Consider the following 23,082-nt stretch of genomic DNA (forward strand, 5'->3'; position numbering starts at 1 on the left):
GGGACCGGCGGGTGAATGCTTCAGGGCGCTGGGCTTGCCGCCGCTGAAGGCACCAAGCGGTAGACGTCCACTTCTTCGGGACCCGGTCCCTTGTAGCTCGCGGTGTGGATGGCGTAAGTTCCCGGAGCGATCGTGAGCTTTGCGACGTCATAGCTGGGGCTCGCCGGGTCATCGCTTGCGAAGAAAAGCAGTGCGTCCGCTTGTTCGAAGCGCGGGGTCTTGCCGCTATCGGTAAAGCTGGTGGCCGGCGTGGCCGCGAGTGCTCGGTCCAAGAGGTCGTCCAAGCTCGTGGAAGCCATTTGCTGTAGCACGAAGATGTCCGGAGGTCCGGGGTCGCCCTTGAGGCGGCAGGCGCTGATCGGAGGACCTGTCATGATGAGGGCGCTGCCCTTGCCGACGGGAAGGATATCCCATTTGCCCGTGATCGAGCTGGCCCGGCGATAGTCGGTGGATCGAATCATCCTGTGCCCTTGCCAATCACCCGTGGTAGACACTGCGAGGAGAGTGTGCGGGCCGCCATCACAGGCGACATATTGATATTTGCTCATCCCCACCACCGTGGGTGGCGGTGCCTCTCCCTGATTCTCCGCTCCCGCGGGCTTTCTGCTGTCGCAGGAAGAGAGCAGCGCGAGGAGAGCAAGGAGCGGAGTTCGCTGGAATATCATGCCGATGAGGCATGTTAGATTATCTTCCTTACCCACTCAAGCGCACCTTCGCGTTCCGTCAGCCGTCCCTCGAGCTGCTCCGTCTGCACCGCTTCCAGGATCTCCGTGAAGCGCGGGCCGGGAGGGACGCCGAGAGAGATGAGGTCGTGGCCGGTGACCAGTGGCTTGGGAATGAGAGGCTCGGCGGCGAACTCCTCGCGCTTGGCGAGGAGGTAGTGGAGGTTGCCGGTGAAGCCGTTGGATGAGCCGCAGTCCACGCGGTGGAGTTCCAACTCTTGGGTAAAAGTCGGAGCGGACATGAAGCGCTTGAGCTTCGAGATCCGCATGTTCTGCACGTTCATGAACTGCATGTGGCGCGAGACCATGAAGGCCACGTTCTCGATCACATGATTCGGATACCTGAGACGGCGCAGGATCTCTTCCGCCATGGCGGCACCCAAGGCATCGTGGCCGTTGAAGCGGATGCGGTCTTCCGCTGCGTCGTAGGTGCGTGTGGGGGGCTTGGCGATGTCGTGGAGGAGGACGGCCAGGCAGAGCTCGAGCGAGGCCTCGGGGCCTAACATCTCCAGCATGATGAGCGTGTGGATGTAGACATCGCCCTCCGGGTGCCATTGGGGCGGTTGCTCACAGCCAATCAGCGGCAGGACCTCGGGGAGGAAGTATTGGATCAGGCCGGAATCGATCAGCAGCTCGAGCCCGCGACGCCGGTCCGGCAGCACGATGATGCGCGAGAACTCATCACGGATGCGTTCCGCGGAGATGCGCTGCAAGCCCATTGCATGCTCGCACATTGCGGCCCAGGTCCCGGCCTCGATCTCGAAGTCCAGGGTGGTGGCGAAGCGCACCGCGCGCATCAATCGCAGCGAGTCCTCTGCGAAGCGGTCGGCAGGATTTCCGATCGCCCGCAGCACCTTGGCCTGGAGGTCTGCCTGTCCGCCGGTGAAGTCGATCACCTCGCCGCTGTCCGGATCCTCGAAGAGGCCGTTGATGGTGAAATCACGGCGCTGGGCGTCTTCCTCCGGTGTCGAGAAGGTCACGCCTTCCGGCCGGCGGCCGTCCTTATAGGAGCCGTCGGTGCGGAAGGTTGCGATTTCGACGTGCACACCGCGGTCCTTGGCGATGACCACGCCGAAATGGGCTCCGACCTCATTCGAGCCGGGAAAGAGCCGGATCACTTGGGCGGGGGTGGCGGAAGTGGCGATGTCGTAGTCTTTTGGCTCCTTGCCAAGCAGGCGATCGCGGACGCAGCCGCCGGCGAAATAGGCCGTGTGGCCCGCAGCCTTGAGACGGCGGGCGAGGGAACTGGCGATTTTGCGCGGGTGGGACACTCCGCCCGTCGTTAGGCGAAGGGAGGCCGCGGTGCAAGCAAGGGCAGGGGACAGAGGCGGGAAAATGGCATATCTTCACCGGGATTTCATATCCAGTCGCTTGACCCTGTTCTGCGCAGAGGAGCATCCTGCGGCCTTTGAAACCTCCCTTGATATCCTTGGTGCTGCTGGCCGTGGCACTCTTGGCAGGTTGCCGCGGTGACTCGGCGGAGGCCTCCTTGCGGGCACGGCAGGCGCGCAAAATCGCTGACTTGGAAAGCCGCCTCAAACGTTTCCAAGCGCAGGCTGGTGATCCGGCCACGGCGACGGCCGCACAGGCCGAGGAGTCCCGGCAACTGGCGGAGGTGGCCGAGGCGTATGTCAGGACCAAGCAGGAAGAGCTGCTCACACTCGAAGGTGACCTGGAGAAGGCCACCCGGGAGGATGAAGTCTACCGTCGCAAGTATGTGGTGGAACCCTCGCGCCTGAAGGAGAAGCCATGAAGTTTTTCGACGATCTCTTTATCAGCTATCGCGGTGCGGGCGTGATCGGCACCTGCATGGCCGTCTTCGTCCTGGCTTCCGTGATTGGTCTCTCGCTGTTTGCCTTCGACCCAAGCCTGAGCGGGATCGGGGGGCATGAATCCAATGCTGCGGTGATCGCCCGTCAGGAAAAGGAGATCGGCCACCTGACTCACGATTTGGAGGACGCGGAAAAGAATTACTACGAGTCCGGACGACTCGCCGATGAGATCAACCGGAATAGCGCCCGTCAAAACGCCGCGGACGCGAAGTTGAAGGAGATCACCGCCAAGCTCGATCAGACCCAAGCGGCTTTGACTTGCCTCCAGACGCGCGGCGTGGCTTACGCGAAGGCCTACCGGCAGCAGGTCCGCGAGAAGGCGGTGGGGGAGGTGCTGCCCACCATGGATTTGCCCGGCGGCCGCCACTTGGAGGCTGCGGTTGTGAAGAAAGTCGATCCCGCGGGGATCCAGGTAAGCTTCAGGGACGGTAGCATCCGGATCATGGCCATGGATCTGCCAGAGAAGGTGCGCGAGCGCTTCCAATTCGACTCGGAAGAGATGGAGGCCTTCCTGGAATCGGAGAAGAAGCAAAACAGGCAATTCGCGCAGGAAATGGATCGCGGCCTGGAGGTGGCGAAGACAAAGAATCACCAAGACAAGATCTCCCGGGTGGAGAAGCAGATTGCCTTCCTGAAGGACCGGGTGGCCGCCTGCGCACAGCAATATGCGGTGCTTCGTCCGAACCAGAATCGCAACTACAACACTCTGGTGGCGCTGATTCAACAGGTGGATGCCGACCAGAGGGCAATCCAGAAGGCCGAAGCGGAGCTGGCTGGACTGAAGCGGGACGAGGCCGCCAAGAAGTGAGGGGGGCGGGCTGTCCAGTCCGGAAGCGAAATTTCGGATTTCCGAAATGGTTTTGATGGGGTTGAATGGCAGCACCTTGATCTACCCCTTCCTGAACCATCTCATTTGGTTCGTGCCGGCCTTCCTGATCGGCGCGTGCATCGGCTCCTTCCTGAACGTGGTGATCTACCGCGTGCCGCTGGGCCTCTCGGTGAATGAGCCAAACCGCTCCTTCTGCCCGAAGTGTAAGTATCATATCCCGATGCGGCTGAATATCCCGCTGGTGAGCTGGCTGTGGCTGCGGGGGAAGTGCAAGAACTGCAAGGCGCCGATCGCCTTCCGCTATTTCGGGGTGGAGCTGCTCACGGCGCTGCTCTTCGCGGCAGTGTGGTGGTTCGTGCAGGGCAATCTGAGCCCTTGGGAGCTGGCCAATCCCAGCCTGAAGCTGGCCACTGTTCTGCCGCTGTGGATCATGGCGGCGCTCTTCGTTTCGATCACTTTCATCGATGCGGAGCATATGGTGATCCCGCTGTCTTTCACTTGGGCCACTTCCGTGGCGGGACTGGTGGCCGCCGCGCTGTGGCCGCGCTTGCCGGATCTGGCGAACTGGGCGACCGCGGGGATGTTCGCGCCGGACTGGAAGGAAGGGCTGAAGCAGTCGGTGGTGGGATGGGTGATCGGTTTCTGCGGACTCTGGCTGGTGGTGCGTTTGGGCAAGCTGGCCTTTGGCAAAAAGAAGATGGAGTTCCCGAATCCGGTCGACTGGCGCCTGATCGAGCCGGAGAGCGACGAGGATCCGATCTGGTTCGAGATGAACGGCGAGAAGCTCGGCTGGTGGGACATCTTCTACCGCAAGACCGACCGCCTGATCGTGGAGTGCAGCGAGCTGCGCCTCGACGGGGAACCGGTGCAGGCGGGCGTGCTGACCATCCGCGAGCACGGGATCGAGTTGCCCGACGGCCGCTCGATTCCGATCGAGGAGGTCAAGGCGTTGGAAGGCAAGTCCGCCCGGGCGGTGATCCCACGCGAGGCGATGGGCGGGGGAGACGTCCACCTGATGGGCGCGATCGGTGCCTTCTTCGGCTGGGCCGGGGTGTTCTTCAGCCTCTTCGCTGCCTCGCTGTTTGCGATCGTGGCCGCGGTGCTGGGGCGCATAGGCTTCGGCGTGCGCTTGCCCTTCGGGCCCTTCCTGATCCTGGGTGCCTATGCGTGGATGTTCGGCGGCTGGAAGATCGCTCAGTGGTACTTCGAGAGCTTGGCGGGGCGCTTCTAAAAGCGGGCGACTGTTTCGGCCAAGGCCGTGATCAAGCGTTCCCGCAAGGGAGCGGCTTTTGCCGCGAGTCGCATCTGCTCTTTCTCATACTCGCGGCGGCCCTCGGTGGTCTCGATGGGGATGGGGACGACACCGAAGGCCGAGAGCTCGTAGGGGCTGGCGCGCATGTCGAGTGAGCGCAACTCGACCGCCAGCTCAAAGCAATCCAGCAGCAAGTCCGATCCCGGCCAAGGCATCGCCTTGAAGGCCCACTTGTAGAGGTCCATGTTCGCGTGGACGCAGCCAGGTTGTTCGAATTCGGGGCGAGTTTCCAAGCTGGGTTGAAGCCGGTTCAGCGGCTGGGCATCACGATGGAAGAAGCGGAAGGCATCGAAGTGGGAGCAGCGGATGGGGCGCGACTCGATCAGCGCGTCGATCTCGGCTTGCGGCAGGCGGAGGGCGACGGTGCCGTCGTGGCGGATTTCGGCACCGCGATAGACCATCGCCCACTCGTGCAGGCCGTGGCAGGTGAAGAGTGGCGGACGGTCCCGCGTGGCGACCAACAGCGCGTGAGTCCAGTATAGGCGGGCGCGCTCCTTGTCATCGAGCATGGCAGGGTCCGCGAAAATCCGGCCCTGCTCATGGCGGTAGGGAGCCTTCGTCCAGCACCCGGGGAGGGGAGAAGCATCCTCAAGCGCAACCCCGACGCCCGGGTGCCACTCCTCGATCTTCGCGTAGGAGAAGCGGTAGTAGGTAAAGAGGAAGTCGTCCACCGGGTGCGGCTTGTTGGCCGCGCGGCGATCGCGCGCGGGGACGGTCCAGCGTTCCGCGCGGGCACGATGCGCCGCAGCTCTTTCCTGCCAGAGGCTGGCGGGTAGAAGAGGAGTGGTAGCGGCCGGCGCGGACATCATCGCGGCGCCAGCGAAGCATGCGGAGCCCCGAGTGGCGAGCCTTTGGCTGGGGAGTGGAACCAAGGGGCGAGTTTGGAATCCGCCTTGGATTGACGGGATATGTAAATCCGAGATAACTTGACCGGACTCCCATGAAACGACGCAACGCGATCATCCGACCTGCCGGGATACTTTGCTGGTCCACGGCCTGCCTGATCGCAGGCCTGGGGCTCAGCGGCTGCGAACGCAGCTATACGGCAACGGCGCAGGATGAGCAGATGGCCAAGACCCAGAAGGAAATCGAGCAGATGGACGCGCTGAAGAAGACGCTGACGGCTGGCGATGTTCCCAATAACTTCAAGCTTGAAGGGGTGGGTTATTACCATGCGGGTGCGCACGATTTCTTCCCGGAGCCCTATGGCACGGCCCGCGACGGCAAATGGTTCATGAATGGCGTCTGGCAGACGACTCCGCCGCCGGTGGAGGAGATCCCGCCGAGCCGGCCTTCGCCCGAGGCCTTGAAGAAGGTCCTGGCTGCCCTTGAAAAGGAGCAGAAGGAGGACGAGCAGGGAGGCTCAGGCGGCGGCACCATCGTGCACAATCATCACAGCGGCTTCGGTATGGGTAACGCCCTGCTGATGTATTGGATGCTCTCGGGCAATCGCAACAGCTTCACCCCGACGGCTGGATTCAACCGTGCGGCCACCCAGGCTCCGGCTTGGCAGGGTGAGATCGAGAGCGAGCGTAGCAAGGTTAGCGCCCACGCGGCGGCCAACCCGGGCTATCGGCGCATGGTCGAGCAGAGCAAGGCGAGCGGCTCGCCGGTGACGGCCGGCAAGTCAGTGCGCGGTGGCTTTGGCTCCAGCCGGAGCAGCAGCGGCAGCAGCAAAAGCTTCGGCAGCTAAGAGCGAGCGATCATGAAGACACCGGTGCGATTGGAAGTGCGCGCGCCGCGCACGAATTGGCGTGGGCGCGTGGAGGAAGCGGGCCTGCTCTGGCATACTGACAGCGGGGATCCGTACTGGAGCGAGGACCGCAACCTTGTCTTCACCCTGGAGGCAGCGGAGGTCCTGGAAGATGCGGCCAATGAACTGCACGCGATGTGTCTCGTCGCTTGCGATGAGATCGTTCGCCGCGGCTGGTGGGAGCGCTTGGCAATCCCGGACTCCGCCGTGGGTATGATCCAGACTTCCTGGCTGGTTCGCGATCCATCTCTCTACGGCCGTTTCGATCTCGCATGGAACGGCAGCGGCACGCCGAAGCTGCTGGAGTACAATGCCGATACACCGACCTCCCTGTTAGAGGCGGCAGTGATCCAGTGGCAGTGGCTTGAGGATGTGGCGGCGTCGGATGACCAGCTCAATTCGCTGCACGAAGCCTTGGTCGAGCGCTGGAAGATTTTTCCCGAGCCGATGATCCACTTCGCTTGCAAGTTGGACCACTTGGAGGACCGCCAGACGATCGCCTACCTTGCCGAGACCGCGGAGCAGGCAGGCAAGGATGTCGAGTTGATGGATATCGAGGAGATCGGCTTCTCCGAGGAGGGGCGCTTCACGGATTTGTCGGAGCGGCCTATCGAGCGGCTCTTCAAGCTCTACCCATGGGAATGGATGGTGAATGAGCCTTTCTTTGCAGAGATGGGCCAAGAGCGGGCGCGATTCACCGAGCCGGCGTGGAAGATGATGCTCTCTAACAAGGGCCTACTGCCGATCCTCTGGGAGCTGAATCCCGGACATCGTCTGCTACTGCCGGCCGCATACTCACGGGAAGGCTTGGGGAATGTCGACCGTTGGGTGGCCAAGCCATTCTTCGGTCGTGAAGGTGCTGGGGTCACTCTGCACTCGCGCGGGCCCTTCCATTCGCCGCCGCCACTGCCGACAGAGGACGGACCGATCGTTTACCAGCAGCATGCGGATCTCTTCCAAGCCAGTGGCCAGCACATCGTATGGGGCCTCTGGATGGTGGGCGACGAATGCCGGGGACTCTCCGCGCGTGGTGATCAAGGCCCTGTGACCGGTAATATGAGCCGCTTCCTGCCGCATCGGATCGAGGGCTGAGCTCCTGCGGAAAATATTCTCCAAAAATCCCTTGCGCAGACCGGATCTCCGGGTAGTGTCGCGGCCCGCGCCGAAAGGCGCACAACACAAATCGCGGGATGGAGCAGCCAGGTAGCTCGTCAGGCTCATAACCTGAAGGTCGTAGGTTCAAATCCTACTCCCGCCACCTCTTTCAAAGCCCTGCAAATCAAGGATTTGCGGGGCTTTTTGTTACTCTGTATGCTCGGCTGGAGTTTCGGTCCTGATGCAGGGAAATGCGGGTTTTTACCCGATCTATTGCACGGTTTGTTGCACGGAAAATCGTGCCGACTGTGCCGTCTATTTGGCCTTGGGGGCGGGTGCGACAGAAGCTTCGGTTGGAGACCCACTCGCTCTAACAATATCCAATTGTGGTTCCGCAATTTGTTCCGGAGGGGAGCTTCCTGAGGCGAAGGATATGGGAGCGGGTTTGATGCGCATGGAGCCGGACTTGGAGAGATAGGTGGTTCAAACTTCCCATGGGCCAGAAAATCGTTAGAAACCGCTCAGTTCTTGAATCCTGCGGCTGCCCACCGTGTCCACCTCTGCCCGATCATCGCTCCAAGCGCAGAGCAACTTCGCCCATCTGCGAGCACACGATGAGCAGCTCTTGCGGCTGGGCATGCTGGCGGAGCGCTACTTCGCGGAGGATCCGAATACCTGCCTGCTCAAGCTCCGCCAATTGACGGAACTCCTCGCGCAGGTGGTAGCCGCCAATACGGGCCTCTTCCTGCGGCCGGATGAGGCCCAGTATGATCTCCTCGGGCGGCTCCGCGACCAGCGGATCCTGCCCCACGAGGTCCACCAGCTCTTCGGCGAAGTCCGCCGCACGGGCAATGCTGCCAACCATGCCTTGGCCGGCGATCACCGGACGGCGCTCTCCACCCTCAAGATCGCGTGGCAGCTCGGGGTCTGGTTCCATCGCACTTTCGGGGTGCCGCAGTTTAAGCCGGGGCCCTTCATCCCGCCGCAGGCGCCGATGGACGAGAGCAAGGAGCTGCGGGCGGAGCTGGAGAAGCTTGCAGGGGATCTCGCCACTTACCGCGCCAACCACCATGAAGCGGCCCAGCAGTTGGAGTCGATCCAGCAGGAACTTCGTGCGGCGAAGGATGGGCAATCCTTCTGGGAGCAGATGGCTGCCGAAGTCGAGGCGGAGAAGGCAGCGCTGCAGGAGCGCTTGGCCGCGAAGCAGGCGGAGGTGGCTGCTGATCCGGTCGCGCCGCAGGCGGTTTCGGCCGTTGTACTGGCATCCGCGGAGGCGGCCAGCTTGGTCGAACTCGATGAAGCGGCCATCCGCCTTTTAATCGATGGCCAGCTGCGTCAAGCCGGCTGGGAGGTTGACTCCGAGGTGCTGCGGCATTCCAAGGGCGCGCGGCCGCAGAAGGGCAAGAGTATTGCCATCGCTGAGTGGCCGGGGGCCAGCGGGCCGGTGGACTATGCATTTTTCATAGGGTTGGAGCTGGTGGCGGTGGTGGAGGCGGTGGTGGAGGCGAAGCGGTTCAAGAAGGACCTGCCCTCGGTCCTCGGGCAGGCGAAGCGATACGCCCGTGACATTGATCCGAAGGGATATGCATTGCCCGCGTCGGGGCCGTGGGGTGAGTTCAAGGTGCCCTTCGTCTATGTGGCGAATGGGCGGCCCTACTTGCGCCAGATCCAGGAGAAGAGCGGCATCCATTTCCAGGATCTGCGGAAGCCCACCAATCATCCGCATGCCTTGGATGGCTGGCCGAGTCCGGAGGGCTTGCAGGCGGCGCTGGCGGCGGATGTCAGTTCTGCCGACGAGACCCTGGCGGAAACCCCGGTGGATCTGCCCGGTCTCCGCTACTATCAGGTCAATGCGATCCGCGGGGTGGAGGAGGCGATTGCCGCCGGGCAGCGGGAGCTGCTGCTGGCCATGGCCACCGGCACCGGCAAGACGCGCACAGCGATCTCACTGATCTACCGGCTGATCAAGTCGAAGCGCTTCCGGCGGATACTCTTCCTTGTCGATCGGACCGAGCTCGGGAAGCAGGCCTTCGAGAACGGTTTCGACCAGATCAAGCTGGAGCAACTCCAGACCTTCACCGAGATCTACGATGTCCGCGAGTTGGGCGAGGCGAAGGTGGATCCGGAGACGAAGGTTCACATCGCCACCGTGCAGAGCATGGTGCGCCGGGTCTTGCTTTCGGGGGATGAGCCGCCGCCGGCGGTGGACCAGTATGACTGCATCCTGATCGATGAATGCCACCGCGGCTACAACCTCGACCGGGAGATGGCGGAGCATGAGCTGGCCTTCCGCTCGGAGGAGGACTTCATCGCGAAGTACCGGCGGGTGGTGGACCACTTCTTCGCGGTGAAGATCGGTCTAACAGCCACGCCGGCGCTGCATACGGCGGAGATTTTCGGGCGGCCGATCTTCACCTACTCCTACCGCGAGGCGGTCACCGATGGCTTCCTCTGCGACCATGATCCGCCGATCCGGATCCTCACGAATCTCACCGCCTCCGGGATCAAGTGGAAGAAGGGCGAAGATCTGCGCTCCTACGATCCCGGCAGCGGCACGATCGATCTGGTGCAGGCTCCCGACGAAGTGCTCAAGGAGGTGGACTCCTTCAACCGCGAGGTGATCACGGAGTCCTTCAACCGCACGGTTTGCAAGGAGCTGGTCGCGCACCTCGATCCGGCGAATCCGGGGAAGACCCTGGTGTTCTGCGCCCGGGATTCGCATGCGGATCTCTTCGTCCGGGTCTTGAAGGAGGAGATGGATGCGCACTGGGGGCCGCAGCCGGATGCCATGATCGCGAAGATCACCGGCAGCTCGATGCAGGGGGATGACAAGCTGATCAAGAAGTTCAAGAACGAGGCGCATCCACAGGTCGGCGTCACGGTGGACTTGCTGAGCACCGGCATCGACATCCCGGAGATCACACGCCTGGTTTTCGTTCGGCGGGTCCGGAGCCGCATTCTCTACGAGCAGATGCTCGGCCGCGCGACGCGGCTGTGCGAGAACCTGTTCGGCGAGGGCTTGGACAAGGAGGCCTTCGAGATCTTCGATGCGGTGGACCTCTATGCGATCCTGGAGGACTTCACGAACATGAAGCCGGTGGTGGTGAATCCGAAGGCCAGCATCGCCGAGCAACTGGAGTGGATCAAGGCCAGCAGCGGGGATGCCCAAGGGCGCTTCAGCGCGGAGCTGGTGGTGAAGATCGGGCGCTTGCGGAAGAAGATCACGCGGAAGGCGGCCGACATGGCGACGCGCTTCGGCGGGCTGACGCCGGAGGCGCTATTCGAGACCCTGCACGGCTCGCCGGAAGAGGTCCTCGCCTTGTTCGGGCAGCATCCGCAGCTTGCCAGTTGGCTGCAGAGCCTGCGCCAGCTGGGCACGGGCGGACGGCTGCTGATTTCCGAGCATGAGGACGGCATCCGGGAGGTCGGGCGCGGCTATGGCAGCGGGCGGCAGAAGCCGGAGGATTACCTCCAGAGCTTCACTTCCTGGATTGAAGAGAACCGGAACAAGAACATGGTGCTCTCCGCGGTGCTCACGCGGCCCTCGGATCTGACCCGGGCGGACCTGCGTTCGCTGGTGCTGGCGATGTCGGATGCGGGCTTCGTGGAGAACCATCTGCGCGAGGCCTGGCGCGAGGCGAAGCACCAGGACTGCCCGGCGCGTCTGGTCGGCTACATCCGCTCGCAGGCGCTCGGTTGCCCGCTGGTGCCCTTCGAGCATCGGGTGGATGCCGCGGTTCGCCGGATCGTGTCCACGAAGGACTTCCTGTGGACCCAGCCGCAGCGCAAGTGGCTGGAGCGCATCGCGAAGCAGATCAAACAGGAGGGCGTGGTGGATCAGAACTCGCTGCAGGCCGGGGCCTTCGCCGCAGCCGGCGGCTTCGCCACCATCAACAAGTCCTTCTCCGGCCGCCTGCCCGAACTCCTGGAAAAGCTCCACGCCGAGATCTGGAATGATGCGGCCTGAGGCGGCGCGGGCGACAGCAGCCGCTTCCGGGGTTGTCATGCCTGCCTGCCATCCCTGAAGATCCTGCCCGCCCGCCCGATCGTCCTCATCCATGGCCAACACCTTCGATATCGTCCAGAAGCTCTGGAACCTGTGCAATATCCTGCGGGATGACGGTGTGCTCTACTCGGACTACGTCACGGAGCTGACCTACCTGTTGTTCCTGAAGATGGCGGAGGAGACCAAGAAGGAGGAGCGGATCCCGAAGGACTACCGATGGAAGTCGCTGACCGCGCTCGAGGGCATTGAGCTCTTGCAGCACTACCGGGAGATGCTGGTGAAGCTGGGCGCAGCGAAGAATCCTTCCGTCCAGGCGATCTTCGCGAATGCGCAGACTTCCCTGCGCCAGCCGCGCCACCTGCATACCCTGGTGACGAATATCGATGCGCTCGATTGGTATTCAGCGCGCAAGGAGGGGCTGGGCGATCTCTATGAGGGCCTGCTGCAGAAGAACGCGGAGGAATCGAAGTCCGGCGCCGGGCAGTATTTCACGCCGCGGCCGCTGATCGATTCGATGGTGGCGCTGATGAAGCCGCAGCCGGGCGAGCACGTGCACGATCCCGCCGCCGGAACCATTGGCTTCCTGGTGGCCGCGGACCGCTATGTGAAGGAGCACAGCGACGATCTTTTCGACCTCAGCGAGGACATGCAGGAGTTCCAGCGCAACCAAGCCTTTACCGCGATGGAGCTGGTGCCGAGCACCCACCGGCTGGCGCTGATGAATGCGCTGCTGCACGACATCCACAGCCCGATCCTGTTAGGCGACACGCTGTCCGCCGATGGCCAGAAGCTCGATGATGCGGATTTGGTGCTATCGAATCCACCCTTCGGCACGAAGAAGGGTGGGGGAGGCTCGACGCGGGATGACTTCACCTTTGCCACCGGCAACAAGCAGCTCGCCTTCCTCCAGCACATCTACCGCTCCCTGCGCAAGCCCTCCAAGGGCAAACCCGGCGGGCGCGCGGCGGTGGTGCTGCCGGACAATGTGCTCTTCGAAAGCGGGGTGGGGAAGGAGATCCGTCGTGACCTGATGGACAAGTGCAACCTTCACACCATACTCCGCCTGCCGACGGGAATCTTCTATGCGCAGGGCGTGAAGACGAATGTGCTGTTTTTCACACGTGGGGCGACGGAGACGGGAAACACGAAGGAAGTCTGGGTCTATGACCTGCGCGCGAACATGCCTAGCTTCGGCAAGCGCAGCCCGCTGACGCGCGAGCACTTCGCAGAGTTTGAGAAGGCTTTCGGGGGAGATTCACGTGGTGGGGAGTCTGCGCTGAAGAAGCGGAAGGATGGTTGTGCAACAGGGCGCTTGCGGAAGTTCTCCCGGGAAGGGATCGCGAAGCGGGATGACTCGCTGGATATCTCTTGGCTGAAGGATGAGAACGCGGAAGCGCATGATGAGCTGCCCGAGCCCGCGGTGCTCGCGGCGAGTGCGATGGAGGAACTGGAGGCGATCATGGAGGATCTGCGGGGGATCTTAGCGGAGCTGGGAGAAGATGTTGAGGAGGTAAAGGCGTGAACGGCGAAGCGATTGACCCGAGCTTGCCGAAAGGATGGCAAGCTGAAAAGCTGGGCGACGTCACAACTCTAAAGACAGGCCCTTTCGGGAGCAGTCTTGGAAAGAAAGACTATGTTCAGGGCGGCGTTCCGTTGGTGAATCCGATGCACATCAGAAACGGGAGAATTGTTCCGAATGGGTCTGCGCTCGTGGCACCAGTAACCATTGAACGGCTGTCTGAGTTCAAACTGGCCAAGGGGGATGTTGTGCTCGGTCGGCGAGGCGATATGGGCAGGTGTGCGGTCGTGGGAGAGACAGAGTCGGGATGGCTTTGTGGCACCGGTTCACTGATTGTCCGGCCTTCGTGTAGGCTAGACTCGGATTACCTGCAGAGATTCTTGTCTAGTCCCTCGGTCGTGGCCGAGCTCGTGGGTGCATCGGTGGGTTCAACAATGGTGAATCTGAACCAAGGCATTCTCAGAGGCCTGATGATTCCTCTTCCGCCTCTCGCCGAGCAGAAACGGATCGCGGACAAGCTGGAGCTGCTGCTGGGCCGGGTGGACGCCTGCCGCGCCCGCCTCGCCCGCCTGCCAGCTCTCCTCAAACGCTTCCGCCAATCCGTTCTCGCCGCCGCCACCTCCGGCAAACTCACAGAGGAATGGCATAAAAGACATCACATCAAAGACCGATGGGGGGAGGAAACGGTTGGCGCGATCGTTAGCAGGGTGGAAGCCGGTCTCAACGTTCGATGCAATGAGAGGCCTCCGGCTCAGCACGAGAAAGGTCTCGTGAAAATCAGTGCCGTTTCATGGGGAAGGTACAATGATGAAGAGAGCAAGACCCTTCTATCCGGAGCAGAAGTTGCGGAACGGACGAAAATCGAGGTGGGCGACTTCCTGATTTCCAGAGCAAATACGATCGAACTGGTGGGAGCCTGCGTCATCGTCCATGAGACGACACGTCCTGTTTACCTCTCAGATAAGGTTCTTCGCTTAGTGATGCCCAACGAACTAAAGCCCTGGCTACTGATCGTCCTGCAATCGCCGCTTGGGCGAAAACAAATTGAATCGTTCGCCAGCGGCAACCAGTTGTCCATGCGCAACCTCTCGCAAGCTAACCTTCGGCAAATCTGTGTTCCTTGCCCGTCGCCTGAAGAACGCGAAGAGATCGTCCGCCGCGTCGAGGCTCTCTTCGCCCTCGCAGATCGCATCGAATACCGATTGGCCGAGACGCGCAAGACGGTCGAGCGCCTCACCCCTGCCACCCTAGCCAAAGCCTTTCGCGGCGAACTCGTCCCCCAGGAACCGAGCGAGGAACCTGCCGGACTCTATTGATGGAAGCCGTTCACAAAAGAAAATGAGATGATGGGAGGCTACTGGAATTATTATCACGACGATTACGATTGGGATGATTCGCGAGAACCATGCCGATCGGATCCCCAAATGACGCTCGAAGAGCTGCAGAAAGCCGGAAGCTCAGAAGAGGAAGCACGAAAATACGTCGATTCGGGATATGTCTACAATGATACTTCAGGGACGATTATCGATAGGTATTATGGTGGACTGCTTTTGAGCACCGATCTGAGGACAAGATTCGAAATTGGTGAGTTCGGAAAGTGGCCGGCATGGTTGAACAACCGTGTTTGGGTGAAAGCGGCAGCTTCTTGGGCGGATGTATACCGTATTGCCGAGGAAGCCGCTTCAAAGACTCGCAAGCGACTTCTCTTTCGGGGGCAGGGCCGGCATTATTTGATCAATCGGGCTGCTCCCAATCCATGGTTCTTGGTGGATGGGATCGGTGAGATTTCGCTAGTCCCATCTTTGTGGAGGAAGATGTTGAGCAGATTTACAAACAAGTTCCCCTCATTTCAAGGTCTATCGCTCTTGGAATGGTCGTTGATCTTGTATAACGGTTTTGATCTGGAAGATATTAAGAGGCGGCATCAGGAGAAGGTCGATAAGGAGGGATGGGGGGAGATGTCTCTAGTGGCAGAGGCGACGGCCATGGAGGAATGCGATGACCCGGTCTTGGCGGAATTCGGTAAGTTTCGTTTGGATCTGCTTATGGGCATGGAGCACAACCTCGCAACACTATTGGCGACCCTCCTGCAGCACTATGGACTTCTGTCCCCAGTTCTTGACCTCACCTCATCTCTTGAGGTCGCGAGGTTCTTCGCCACTCATAAATTCGAGAAAACGGAGGCTGGGTGCAGCTACGAATTTAATGGTACCAATGGACGACAGGCCGTGATTTATGTGCTGCGGGAGGAGCATCGGGAGATGCAGGCCCACGAGTCGCAAGATCCTATCTTGAAAAAGCTAAAACCTCTGCGTCCTCAGCGACAGCACTGTGTTGTTTCGACCTCCAGCGCCTACGCGTTGAATCTACCTGCAGACTTCTTAGAGGGCGTGATTCTCCTCGATTTTGACGACGCTTCCAGCGGGTGTGAATATGGCACGCACTGCTTGCTTCCCGACGAATCGGAAGATCGGTTTCTCGATGCGCTGAAAAAAACAAGATCCACAAAGGATCGGATCACCTGTTTCGGAAAGCAGAGCGAATCCCCATTGTCTCCGTCCAGGTTCACATGATCTCCCAAGCAGTTCACAATGTCCGATCTCAAACTCTTCAAACTCCTTCCTGGCCAGGTCACGGAACTCCCGGTGTCCTCGATGGCGCTGGAGAAGTCGCTGCAAAGCCTGATCGAGAAGCATCTGGAGGTCTTCCTCGGGGTGAGCTTCCTGGCTTCCGAGTTCTCGACGGGGCCGAAGACGGGCGGGCGGATGGATACGCTGGGGATCGATGAGAACGGGGCGCCGGTGATCATCGAATACAAGAAGGCGACGAATGCGAATGTGATCAACCAGGGGCTCTTCTACCTGGATTGGTTGATGGACCACCGGGCGGATTTCAAGTTGCTGGTGCTGGAGAAGTTCGGGGCGGAGAAGGCCGCGGCGATCGATTGGGGCAGCCCGCGGCTGCTGTGCATCGCGGGGGATTTCTCGAAGTACGACCTGCATGCGGTCTCGCAGATCGGCCGGAACATCGAGCTGATCCGGTATGCGAAGTATGGCGAGGATTTGCTGGCGCTGGACCTGATCAACCGGACGACGGCGCCGGCTTCGTCGGAGGGGACGGGGATGGGTACTGGCACGGGGACCGGCAAGGGAAGTCCAGGCGGGACGACGGCGGTGAAGCCGGCGAGCGATTACAAGTCCGTGAGCGAGTATCTCCAGCAGGCGGACGCGGAATTGACGGATCGCTTCGAGAGCCTGAAGGCGATGATCCACGAGATGGGGGATGATGTGGAGCTCAAGACCCTGAAGTACTACTTCGCCTTCCGGCGCTTGAAGAACTTCGCCTGTGTGGAGGTGCACACGAAGACCCGCAATCTGCTGGTCTTCGTGAAGCATCCCGATCCGGCCTCGGTTGAGGAGAAGGGCTTTGCCCGGGATGTGACGAACATCGGGCACTTCGGCACCGGTAACCTGGAGCTGACCCTTCGGTCCAAGTCCGATGTGGAGAAGGCCCGATATCTGATCGAGCTATCCTACGAGGCGAACTGAACTTCTGCGAAAACCTATCCTCCACATCCGATGCCCGCGATCCGAACGAAGTGCGTGACCGAGACGATGGACCGCAAGCATGACGGCCTGCGGATTCTGGTGACCCGCTACATCCCGCGCGGCGTGCGCGGCACCCGCTACCAAGTGTGGATGCCGAACCTAGCCCCAAGCGAGGCACTGCTGAAGTCCCTCCAAGGCGGGAAGATCCCATGGTCGCAGTTTGCGAAGTCCTACCAGGCGGAACTCTTCGAGGGCGGGACTATCGATAAGCGGAACCCGCGTATCAAGAACCACGGCCAGAAGTTCACCCTGCGTCTGCTGAAGGAACTGGCGGCCAAGCAGCCGGTGACGCTGATGTGCAGCTGCGAGCCGGATGAGGAGAGATGCCACCGGCACCTTTTGAGGAAGGTCCTTGGCTCGTCAAAGATTTGATCGTGTGCTTCAACCTGTCGAGATCCGCGCGAGGGAAGAGCGCCTGGCGAGTGGCGACGTTGTCTCTTCTAAAAGCTCCCGTTCGACATGAATTGGCCCCCAGATGGAAAGAAAGAAGCTTCCTGGCTCCAGAGACCCGAGTATCGAGGTCGAGTTTCGATGGTGCCGATGCCAGGAGGCGGAGGGGTGTTTCTCGATCGCCGTGAAGCTACTTCGGGGATGCTTTTGTGGTATGGCCCTGGAAAGTTCGAGGCGTTCAGTCCGGTGCAAAACTACAAATTTAGTAGCCTGGCGAAGGGCAAATATCATGATCCGAGGGACAAGCCCATGGGTCCCGGGAAATGGCCGAAGAGCGATTTCTTGATGCTTCTTGCAGCGCGAGGGGGCCAAATCGAGGGTGAGTCTGACCACCCGGAGTTCGATGCTCGATCTTGGAGGCAACTTGCCGTCCTGACGAGGCTGGCTGAAGTCGAGCGAAGGCGCGGCGGCCCTGTTACCGACGCGCATCGAAAGGGGGCGTTAGAGATGGCCGAGAGCAAAGAAAAATTCGTCGAATATGTCGGCCACATGCTTGTAAGGCGATTGCGAGGTAAAGAGGCATCGAGTGAGTTTCAGCGGATAGCCGACTGGCTGGTAAAGATTGAGAAAATGGAGGAGGAGGGGGTACCGCCAGAGTACCAGCGATTTTTCCGAGCGGTCGAAACTGCTGCGAGAAACACCGCCGCTGCGGGCTTCACTCTCCCTGTGCCGGTTCAGAAGGACGTAAGATCGCTTTTTGAAGCCGGTCTTTCTGGGGATCAATTGGGAGCTGGCACCGGCTTCCGCTCGCTGTGTAAGCAACTGCGATTTGATTGGCTGCCGTCTGGGGGGCGAGGTCCCGAGCGGCCGGAATAGGTGCTAAATTGTAGCTGATTTGCCACACAGGCATTTTTCTGCCGCTCGCTGCATCGTGCGCGGCGAAATGAATAACAAAACGCTTGTTGGCGCAGAAGCCTGCATATCTGCGGTGTTTCCGGATGAAGCATCGCGGCCAAGCCTGCGGAGTTTCCGGGAATGGCAGGCTCGGGGCTACATTCCATTCGTAAAAGTGGGAAGGCGGACCTTCTTTGACCCCCAAGAGGTAAGATCGGCAATTGATCGCCGCTTCCGTGTTAATCCGATGCCGGCTCAAGGAGGTAGCACGCCATGAGCCCTAACGAAGAGATCCGTTCGGACGAGGTGGCGGCCTCCAGTAAGCTTGGCGACTCCGGCTGTGAGATTACCAGCGCTGTCAGTTTGCCCCGAAAAGCCGAGCCGCAGCTCAAGGACATCGCAGAAAGGGCCAATCGGAAATACAGGACGGCGAAGGACCAGCTTCAAAGCTTCTTGGGCCACGCTCGCGATTGTGGCCATGAATTGAACCACGCCAAGCAACTGGTGCCGCATGGCGAATGGGGAAAATGGGGGGAGGCGAACTTCGAGGGGTCCGACCGGTTGGCCCGTCACTACATGTTCCTTGATGCAAATTGGCATCGGATTTCCGATTTGGATCTTGGATCCCTCGGGGAAGCGATCGCGACAATCCGCTTCCTAAAGTCGTCCCCGGACTCCTGCGAAGACGAGCTTGGGGTTATGGACGATGAAACGCCGCCCTTTGCAGAGCTAGAATCAAACAAGGGGGAGACGCCAGAAATGCCGGCGGCGCAGGTGATGGAAGCGGTGGCGACCGTGGAGCGCCCTCCGGAACCGCTCCAAGTAACACCATGCAGCAAAGCGGCGCGCATACCTGTTGCTACGACGGCGAAGGTGATCGCAATTCTGGAAAAACGTATCGAGACCGGCCCGACCGAAGCAGTGCGGGAGGAAATTCGCGTGATCCTGGCGTTTTGTCGCGATCGGATATCGCGGTTGCCCTCGCCCTTGATTGGGGATGCCGAACTGCCTCTCTTTTAGATCGAAAGCGCCCGCGGCGTTGGCGGCTGTCCTAAAGACGCTGTGACCGCGGCCATGGCTCCATTCGGGCTGGCTTCCCTTGCTGCTTCTCTCTGGAGCGGCAAGGGGAGCCGGAGGGGGAAAACGACAAACCATGTTTTGCGCGAATGCAATTCGACGATTTCGAGGAACCGAACTCTTTCCGTGAGGAGCCGTACCCTTGGTCCGACCTCGAAGGCTGGGAGGACTTCTGGAACGAGGTCCGATCGGTTTACTCGATGGAACACCTCAGGCTTGTACTAGGGGTCCATCTCAGAGCCGGCGAGGCCGAAACATGGTCAGACGTGGTGGGGTTCGTGTCTCATTTCCTGACCGGGCAGGTTGTGAATCTGGGTGCTGCTAGAGAGTGGTTCCAAGAGCGGCTGATACAGGACCAAGCGCTCTGTGCGAAGGACAACGCGGGGACGTGTGACTCAATCATCGCACCACTCTGTGAGGCGATCACTGAAGGAGCTACATCGATGCCAGCCAGCCTGGCCGCGGATTCGCCCGGCACGGAAACGAGTGAAAAAATCACCGCCATAGAACCGGAACCGGAAAAGTCACCGACATGGAATGGGAAAAAATCACCGACATGGAGCGAGGAAGAATCACCGTCCGACCAAGTACCAGTGGGGTTGTGGTTGGTGGTGGATCGTGAAGATTTAGAGAAGCGTTTGCGGCGATTCCAGCAAGGCGAGTGGTGTACGCGCGTAAGACTCAGCGGGCTGCTGCTGTTGATCGGCTTCATCGCGGCCAACACGACTCGACGCGGATTTTCCGTATCGGCAAACTTGGCTCAAAGCTACATCTCGGCGATCAAGCGGGCCCGATCGAGAACCACAATTCGCGAGCCCTTGGCGGTGCTAGAAAAGATCGGCGTGATCGAAATGGTTCGGGAGGCGGTGTTCGGGAAACACACCTGTAGTTCGGCGGCCTACCGGATCCCGGCTTCCTTGCTTAAGAAGAAGAGGCGGGGAGCGATCGTGGTGACTCCCAATTTGGAAGCTAAGCTTGCCATGGCAGAGCCTCGCAAGGAGCGCCGCTTGAGCGCGAAGCAACCATGGAGGGCACGACTCCGTGTAACGCTCGGGAGGGTGAGCTTGTCGGCAGCGTGTGAGAGACTCGCACTAGAGCTCGTTCTTGAGAAGCCGGCGGGGGCGAAGGGCGTGAAGCGCGTCTTGGAGATTTTGAAGGGGGCGATCCCCGCCAAGGTTGGCGCCGATCAAGCCGGGCACATCACCACGAGCTTCAGCAACTGCCCCAGGGAGTTGAAGCCGCACCTCCTCATTGCCGGGGAGGAGGTCGGGCTTTGCGACATCACGGCAGCCCATTTTTGCATATTGCCGCGGGTGATCCGGGACGGGCTTGAACAAGCCGGGGTGTCCGATTGCTGCGAGGGTGACACGCAAGCCTTGTGGGAGGAACACGGGCGTTTCGTCGAGTTGCTCAGCACCTCCGACCTTTACCGAGAGTTCAGTGAGGATCCGCAGTCAGACGCCTCGCGGAGGGCCGCGAAGGAGCGACTTCTGAAGGTTCTGAATTTGAAGACTCAGTGGGCCCGAAAGGATCCTACCTATCGCCGCTTCCAGGAAAAGTTCCCGCTCATCGTAAAGTTCATTGAACAGGTGAAGCGTCAAGACCATCGGGCGATCCAGGCTCCGCTCAGGCACTACACCGCCATGGCGGTCAATCGAGCCCTAGTCCGCCTCCAAGAGGCGGGCGTGGATGCCATTCCCGACTCGGACTGCTTGATTTGCCCACAGCGGCATCGGGACCTCGTTTGCCGCATTTTAGGCAAGGAGATATTCCTTCTATCTGGGGTCCGGTGCATCGTCGGAGGACGAAGGTTCCAGCCTTAGCTGGCGAGTGCCCCGACCACGCCGACTAGCCTTTGGAACGATCATCCGACCGCAGAGGTGGTTCGGTGGCCCCTTGAATCCATCCTCGTAACCGCGTGCGGTCGGGCAATATGCACTATGAAGCACCTAATTTGGGCCGAATGAAGGGTTACGCTCGTCGAAAAGTCGTTCACGGGCGCCCGCGCCCCCGCGCGCGAGGGACGGCCTCGAGCACGGCCGGTCTGGTGAAGGGCAGTTTGCCACCTGCGGACGGTACCAGTGTCCACTTTCCCGCCGCTTTTGCAGACGTCGAAGAATGCAACGGAACTTGGTCGAGAAACTGGGCTTTTGGGGCCTTTTGACGCGTCGGGGACATGTGGCCGGCGCACGCGCACCCGCGTGTGTGTGCGTGCGCGCGACGGAGAGGATTGGGGAGTGGCATTGGGAACCGTGATCGATCGTTCGATGCGTTGCAGGGACCCGCGTGCATCACCTCCAGGAGAGCGGCGGGACGTCGACCTTCTCGGGCTTCAGCTCGCAGGTGATTCGTCCGGCTCGTGCCACGGCTACCGCATTGAGGCCTCGTGAATCGGTGAGACCGCTCGCCATCGATTTTTGTGGGCTAGTTGGGTCCAAACAATGGGTTCTCCGTTTTTGGGCCGTCTTCAGCTTTTACTCCGTTCGCTTTTGCCGCTTGGCGAGGGTTCAAGAAACCATGTGATTGTTTGGACCTTTCGAATTGCCAAGTCCGTTGGCCTCGGCGAGGGTTTTGCGGTGGAAGTCCCCGTCTGCATACTGGTTCGAGTCTCAACCGATGAGCAGAACAACGCCCGGCAGGTTTCCGAGCTGGAGGCAGTAGCTGAACGCCATGGCTGGAAGGTCGTGGAGGTGATCCGAGAAGATGGGGTAGGTGGGAGCAGTCGCATCCGGCCCGGGCTTGCGCGAGCGCTACACTTGGCGGAGAGCAAGCTTGTGCGGAAGGTGATGGTGCACGAGGTTTCAAGGTTATCCCGACATCCAGCGGTACTCCACGACGCGGTGGAGCGCCTAAATGAGGCCGGGGTTTCGCTCTATTGGCACTCACAGGCCGCCGAGACCCTCTTGCCTAGCGGGAAGCGCAATCCGGCTACGGGCATGATGTTGGCGATTCTGGGCGAAATGGCGCGCTACGAGAAAGAGAACCTGGTAGAGCGAATCCACTCCGGGCTTGCCGAGGCACGGCGGAGAGGTCGGAGGCTGGGACGTCCCGAAGGAACAACGCTTTCAGCTGCCGATCTTCTGGCCAAACACGAGGATATTGTGAGGGCCCTCCGGGCGGGCAAGCCTCTACGAGATATCGCAGCTCGAACAAAGAAGGGTTTGAGCACGGTGAAGCGCGTTAAGGCGGCTCTCGTCGGCTGATCTCAGGCTTTGGTCTGTCGACTGCAGCACGCCCATTTGATTTCTCGGCGCTTGCGAGTGCGGACCAGATCACGAGATTCGAAGGAGGCCGGATTGGACGACCCGCGCTCTGAGTCCACCGCGGAAATCGGACTTGAGGAATTGCTCAGCGCCAGGAGCAATAACCCGATCCATCCATTCGCAGGGGATGCACTCCTGCGCGCCTTCGAACTCCACGCCTTGGAAGCGGAAGCGCTTGCCCAGCCAATGGCGGAGATTGACGCCTTCGACTATCAAGTTGCGACGGAAGATGGATGCTGGAAGCTTGGGTAGCTTGAATTGCTCGCGGATCTGCTGGACCACACGCAGGTCAAAGAAGGTGACCTGTCCGCGGGCATTCGGGCGTTTGTTGAAGTAGCGGTCACCGCGCAAGCCCATCGCCGCGACGCATTCGACCTCCGAGAGGGAGTTGATGCCATGCTGCATGCGCCCTTCGCCTTGCCGGCCCCAGTAGTCGTGGCCGGAGGAAGTGTAGATGTGAATCAGCCGGGCATTCCAAATGGGAGGGGCGCCAGAGCGGCCTGGCTCGGCTTCTGGAGTGTCAGGAGATGAAGTGGAGTCTTCCATGTCGGCGTCTGCGAAAGGGGAGGGGCAGCGGTCCTCGACTGACAGCGTGGTGGTGTGGACAGCAAGGGAAAAGCGGTCGAGAAAGCCTTGAGCTCTCGATAGCCGGCGCGAGGTCCGGGCATTGTGCGCGGTCTAGCAGCTGGCTCCCGGAAAAAACCGGGGCAACATCAGAAGCGGCCTTGCGCGCAACCTCTTTCGGGCCGACCGGACAGCCGATCTTCGTCGTTTGGCTAACT

Annotated in this window: 19 protein-coding genes and 1 tRNA gene; 16 read left to right on the forward strand and 4 right to left on the reverse strand. The window is 60.7% G+C overall.

Annotated features, from left to right (window positions below; all coding sequences use genetic code 11):
- Positions 1–20: 20 nt before the first annotated feature.
- Both BV071_RS29525 and BV071_RS29530 read right to left on the reverse strand, forming a co-directional pair.
- On the reverse strand, positions 21–665 hold the full coding sequence (locus BV071_RS29525) for an Imm21 family immunity protein (protein ID WP_265595054.1): 645 nt from the start codon (positions 663–665) through the stop codon (positions 21–23).
- A gap of 14 nt (positions 666–679) precedes the next feature.
- Complete coding sequence (locus BV071_RS29530) at positions 680–1,993, reverse strand: CCA tRNA nucleotidyltransferase (RefSeq protein WP_035615271.1); 1,314 nt, start codon at positions 1,991–1,993, stop codon at positions 680–682.
- 137 nt (positions 1,994–2,130) lie between these two features.
- Between BV071_RS29530 and BV071_RS29535 the strand changes: the two genes are divergently transcribed.
- From BV071_RS29535 to BV071_RS33935, 3 genes are all read left to right on the forward strand, one after another.
- Positions 2,131–2,475 carry a hypothetical protein gene (locus BV071_RS29535; RefSeq protein ID WP_265595055.1) on the forward strand — a complete coding sequence of 115 codons (345 nt, stop codon included), beginning with the start codon at positions 2,131–2,133 and terminating at the stop codon, positions 2,473–2,475.
- Positions 2,472–3,362 (forward strand): hypothetical protein, encoded by an 891-nt coding sequence (locus tag BV071_RS29540; RefSeq protein ID WP_035615277.1) that lies wholly within the window; start codon positions 2,472–2,474, stop codon positions 3,360–3,362. The genes BV071_RS29535 and BV071_RS29540 overlap by 4 nt, the downstream gene beginning before the upstream one ends.
- A 76-nt stretch (positions 3,363–3,438) precedes the next feature.
- The gene (locus tag BV071_RS33935) at positions 3,439–4,614 is read left to right on the forward strand and encodes an A24 family peptidase (protein ID WP_265595056.1); all 1,176 of its coding nucleotides are present in this window, start codon (positions 3,439–3,441) and stop codon (positions 4,612–4,614) included.
- Here BV071_RS33935 and BV071_RS29550 read toward each other — a convergent pair.
- Positions 4,611–5,504, reverse strand: coding sequence for a hypothetical protein (locus BV071_RS29550; RefSeq protein ID WP_052574049.1), 894 nt, complete (start codon positions 5,502–5,504; stop codon positions 4,611–4,613). The genes BV071_RS33935 and BV071_RS29550 overlap by 4 nt on opposite strands.
- Before the next feature lie 131 nt (positions 5,505–5,635).
- On the opposite strand from BV071_RS29550, the gene BV071_RS29555 reads away from it, so the two are divergent.
- The 13 genes from BV071_RS29555 (at position 5,636) to BV071_RS29615 (ending at position 22,240) form a co-directional block, all read left to right on the forward strand.
- Positions 5,636–6,388, forward strand: coding sequence for a hypothetical protein (locus BV071_RS29555; protein ID WP_035615282.1), 753 nt, complete (start codon positions 5,636–5,638; stop codon positions 6,386–6,388).
- Between the two features lie 12 nt (positions 6,389–6,400).
- Entirely contained in the window at positions 6,401–7,540 is a 1,140-nt protein-coding gene (locus BV071_RS29560; RefSeq protein WP_035615285.1) for a glutathionylspermidine synthase family protein, read from the forward strand.
- 92 nt (positions 7,541–7,632) lie between these two features.
- Positions 7,633–7,706 (forward strand) — tRNA-Met (locus tag BV071_RS29565).
- Positions 7,707–8,093: 387 nt separating this feature from the next.
- On the forward strand, positions 8,094–11,510 hold the full coding sequence (hsdR, locus tag BV071_RS29570; protein ID WP_035615287.1) for a type I restriction-modification system endonuclease: 3,417 nt from the start codon (positions 8,094–8,096) through the stop codon (positions 11,508–11,510).
- 91 nt (positions 11,511–11,601) lie between these two features.
- Positions 11,602–13,071 carry an N-6 DNA methylase gene (locus BV071_RS29575; RefSeq protein WP_035615290.1) on the forward strand — a complete coding sequence of 490 codons (1,470 nt, stop codon included), beginning with the start codon at positions 11,602–11,604 and terminating at the stop codon, positions 13,069–13,071.
- A complete protein-coding gene (locus BV071_RS29580; protein WP_075091041.1) occupies positions 13,068–14,384 on the forward strand; it encodes a restriction endonuclease subunit S in 1,317 nt (438 codons plus the stop codon). The genes BV071_RS29575 and BV071_RS29580 overlap by 4 nt, the downstream gene beginning before the upstream one ends.
- A 108-nt stretch (positions 14,385–14,492) precedes the next feature.
- Positions 14,493–15,641, forward strand: a complete 1,149-nt coding sequence (locus BV071_RS29585) for an FRG domain-containing protein (protein WP_035615293.1) — start codon at positions 14,493–14,495, stop codon at positions 15,639–15,641.
- Between the two features lie 18 nt (positions 15,642–15,659).
- Positions 15,660–16,616: a DUF5655 domain-containing protein gene (locus BV071_RS29590; protein WP_035615296.1), complete on the forward strand. Its 957-nt coding sequence runs from the start codon at positions 15,660–15,662 to the stop codon at positions 16,614–16,616.
- Between the two features lie 30 nt (positions 16,617–16,646).
- Positions 16,647–17,048, forward strand: a complete 402-nt coding sequence (locus BV071_RS29595; protein WP_035615298.1) for a DUF488 family protein — start codon at positions 16,647–16,649, stop codon at positions 17,046–17,048.
- 186 nt (positions 17,049–17,234) lie between these two features.
- The gene (locus tag BV071_RS29600; protein ID WP_265595057.1) at positions 17,235–17,942 is read left to right on the forward strand and encodes a hypothetical protein; all 708 of its coding nucleotides are present in this window, start codon (positions 17,235–17,237) and stop codon (positions 17,940–17,942) included.
- 291 nt (positions 17,943–18,233) lie between these two features.
- Positions 18,234–18,980, forward strand: a complete 747-nt coding sequence (locus tag BV071_RS29605; RefSeq protein WP_035615305.1) for a DUF3102 domain-containing protein — start codon at positions 18,234–18,236, stop codon at positions 18,978–18,980.
- Positions 18,981–19,126: 146 nt separating this feature from the next.
- The gene (locus BV071_RS29610) at positions 19,127–20,860 is read left to right on the forward strand and encodes a hypothetical protein (protein ID WP_035615308.1); all 1,734 of its coding nucleotides are present in this window, start codon (positions 19,127–19,129) and stop codon (positions 20,858–20,860) included.
- 753 nt (positions 20,861–21,613) lie between these two features.
- Positions 21,614–22,240, forward strand: coding sequence for a recombinase family protein (locus tag BV071_RS29615; RefSeq protein ID WP_265595058.1), 627 nt, complete (start codon positions 21,614–21,616; stop codon positions 22,238–22,240).
- A gap of 69 nt (positions 22,241–22,309) precedes the next feature.
- Here the strand turns inward: BV071_RS29615 and BV071_RS29620 are convergent, their stop codons facing one another.
- Positions 22,310–22,846, reverse strand: a complete 537-nt coding sequence (locus tag BV071_RS29620; protein WP_265595059.1) for an MOSC domain-containing protein — start codon at positions 22,844–22,846, stop codon at positions 22,310–22,312.
- Positions 22,847–23,082: the final 236 nt, after the last annotated feature.

This window comes from Haloferula sp. BvORR071 (assembly GCF_000739615.1).
In the GTDB taxonomy this organism is placed as follows: domain Bacteria; phylum Verrucomicrobiota; class Verrucomicrobiia; order Verrucomicrobiales; family Akkermansiaceae; genus Haloferula.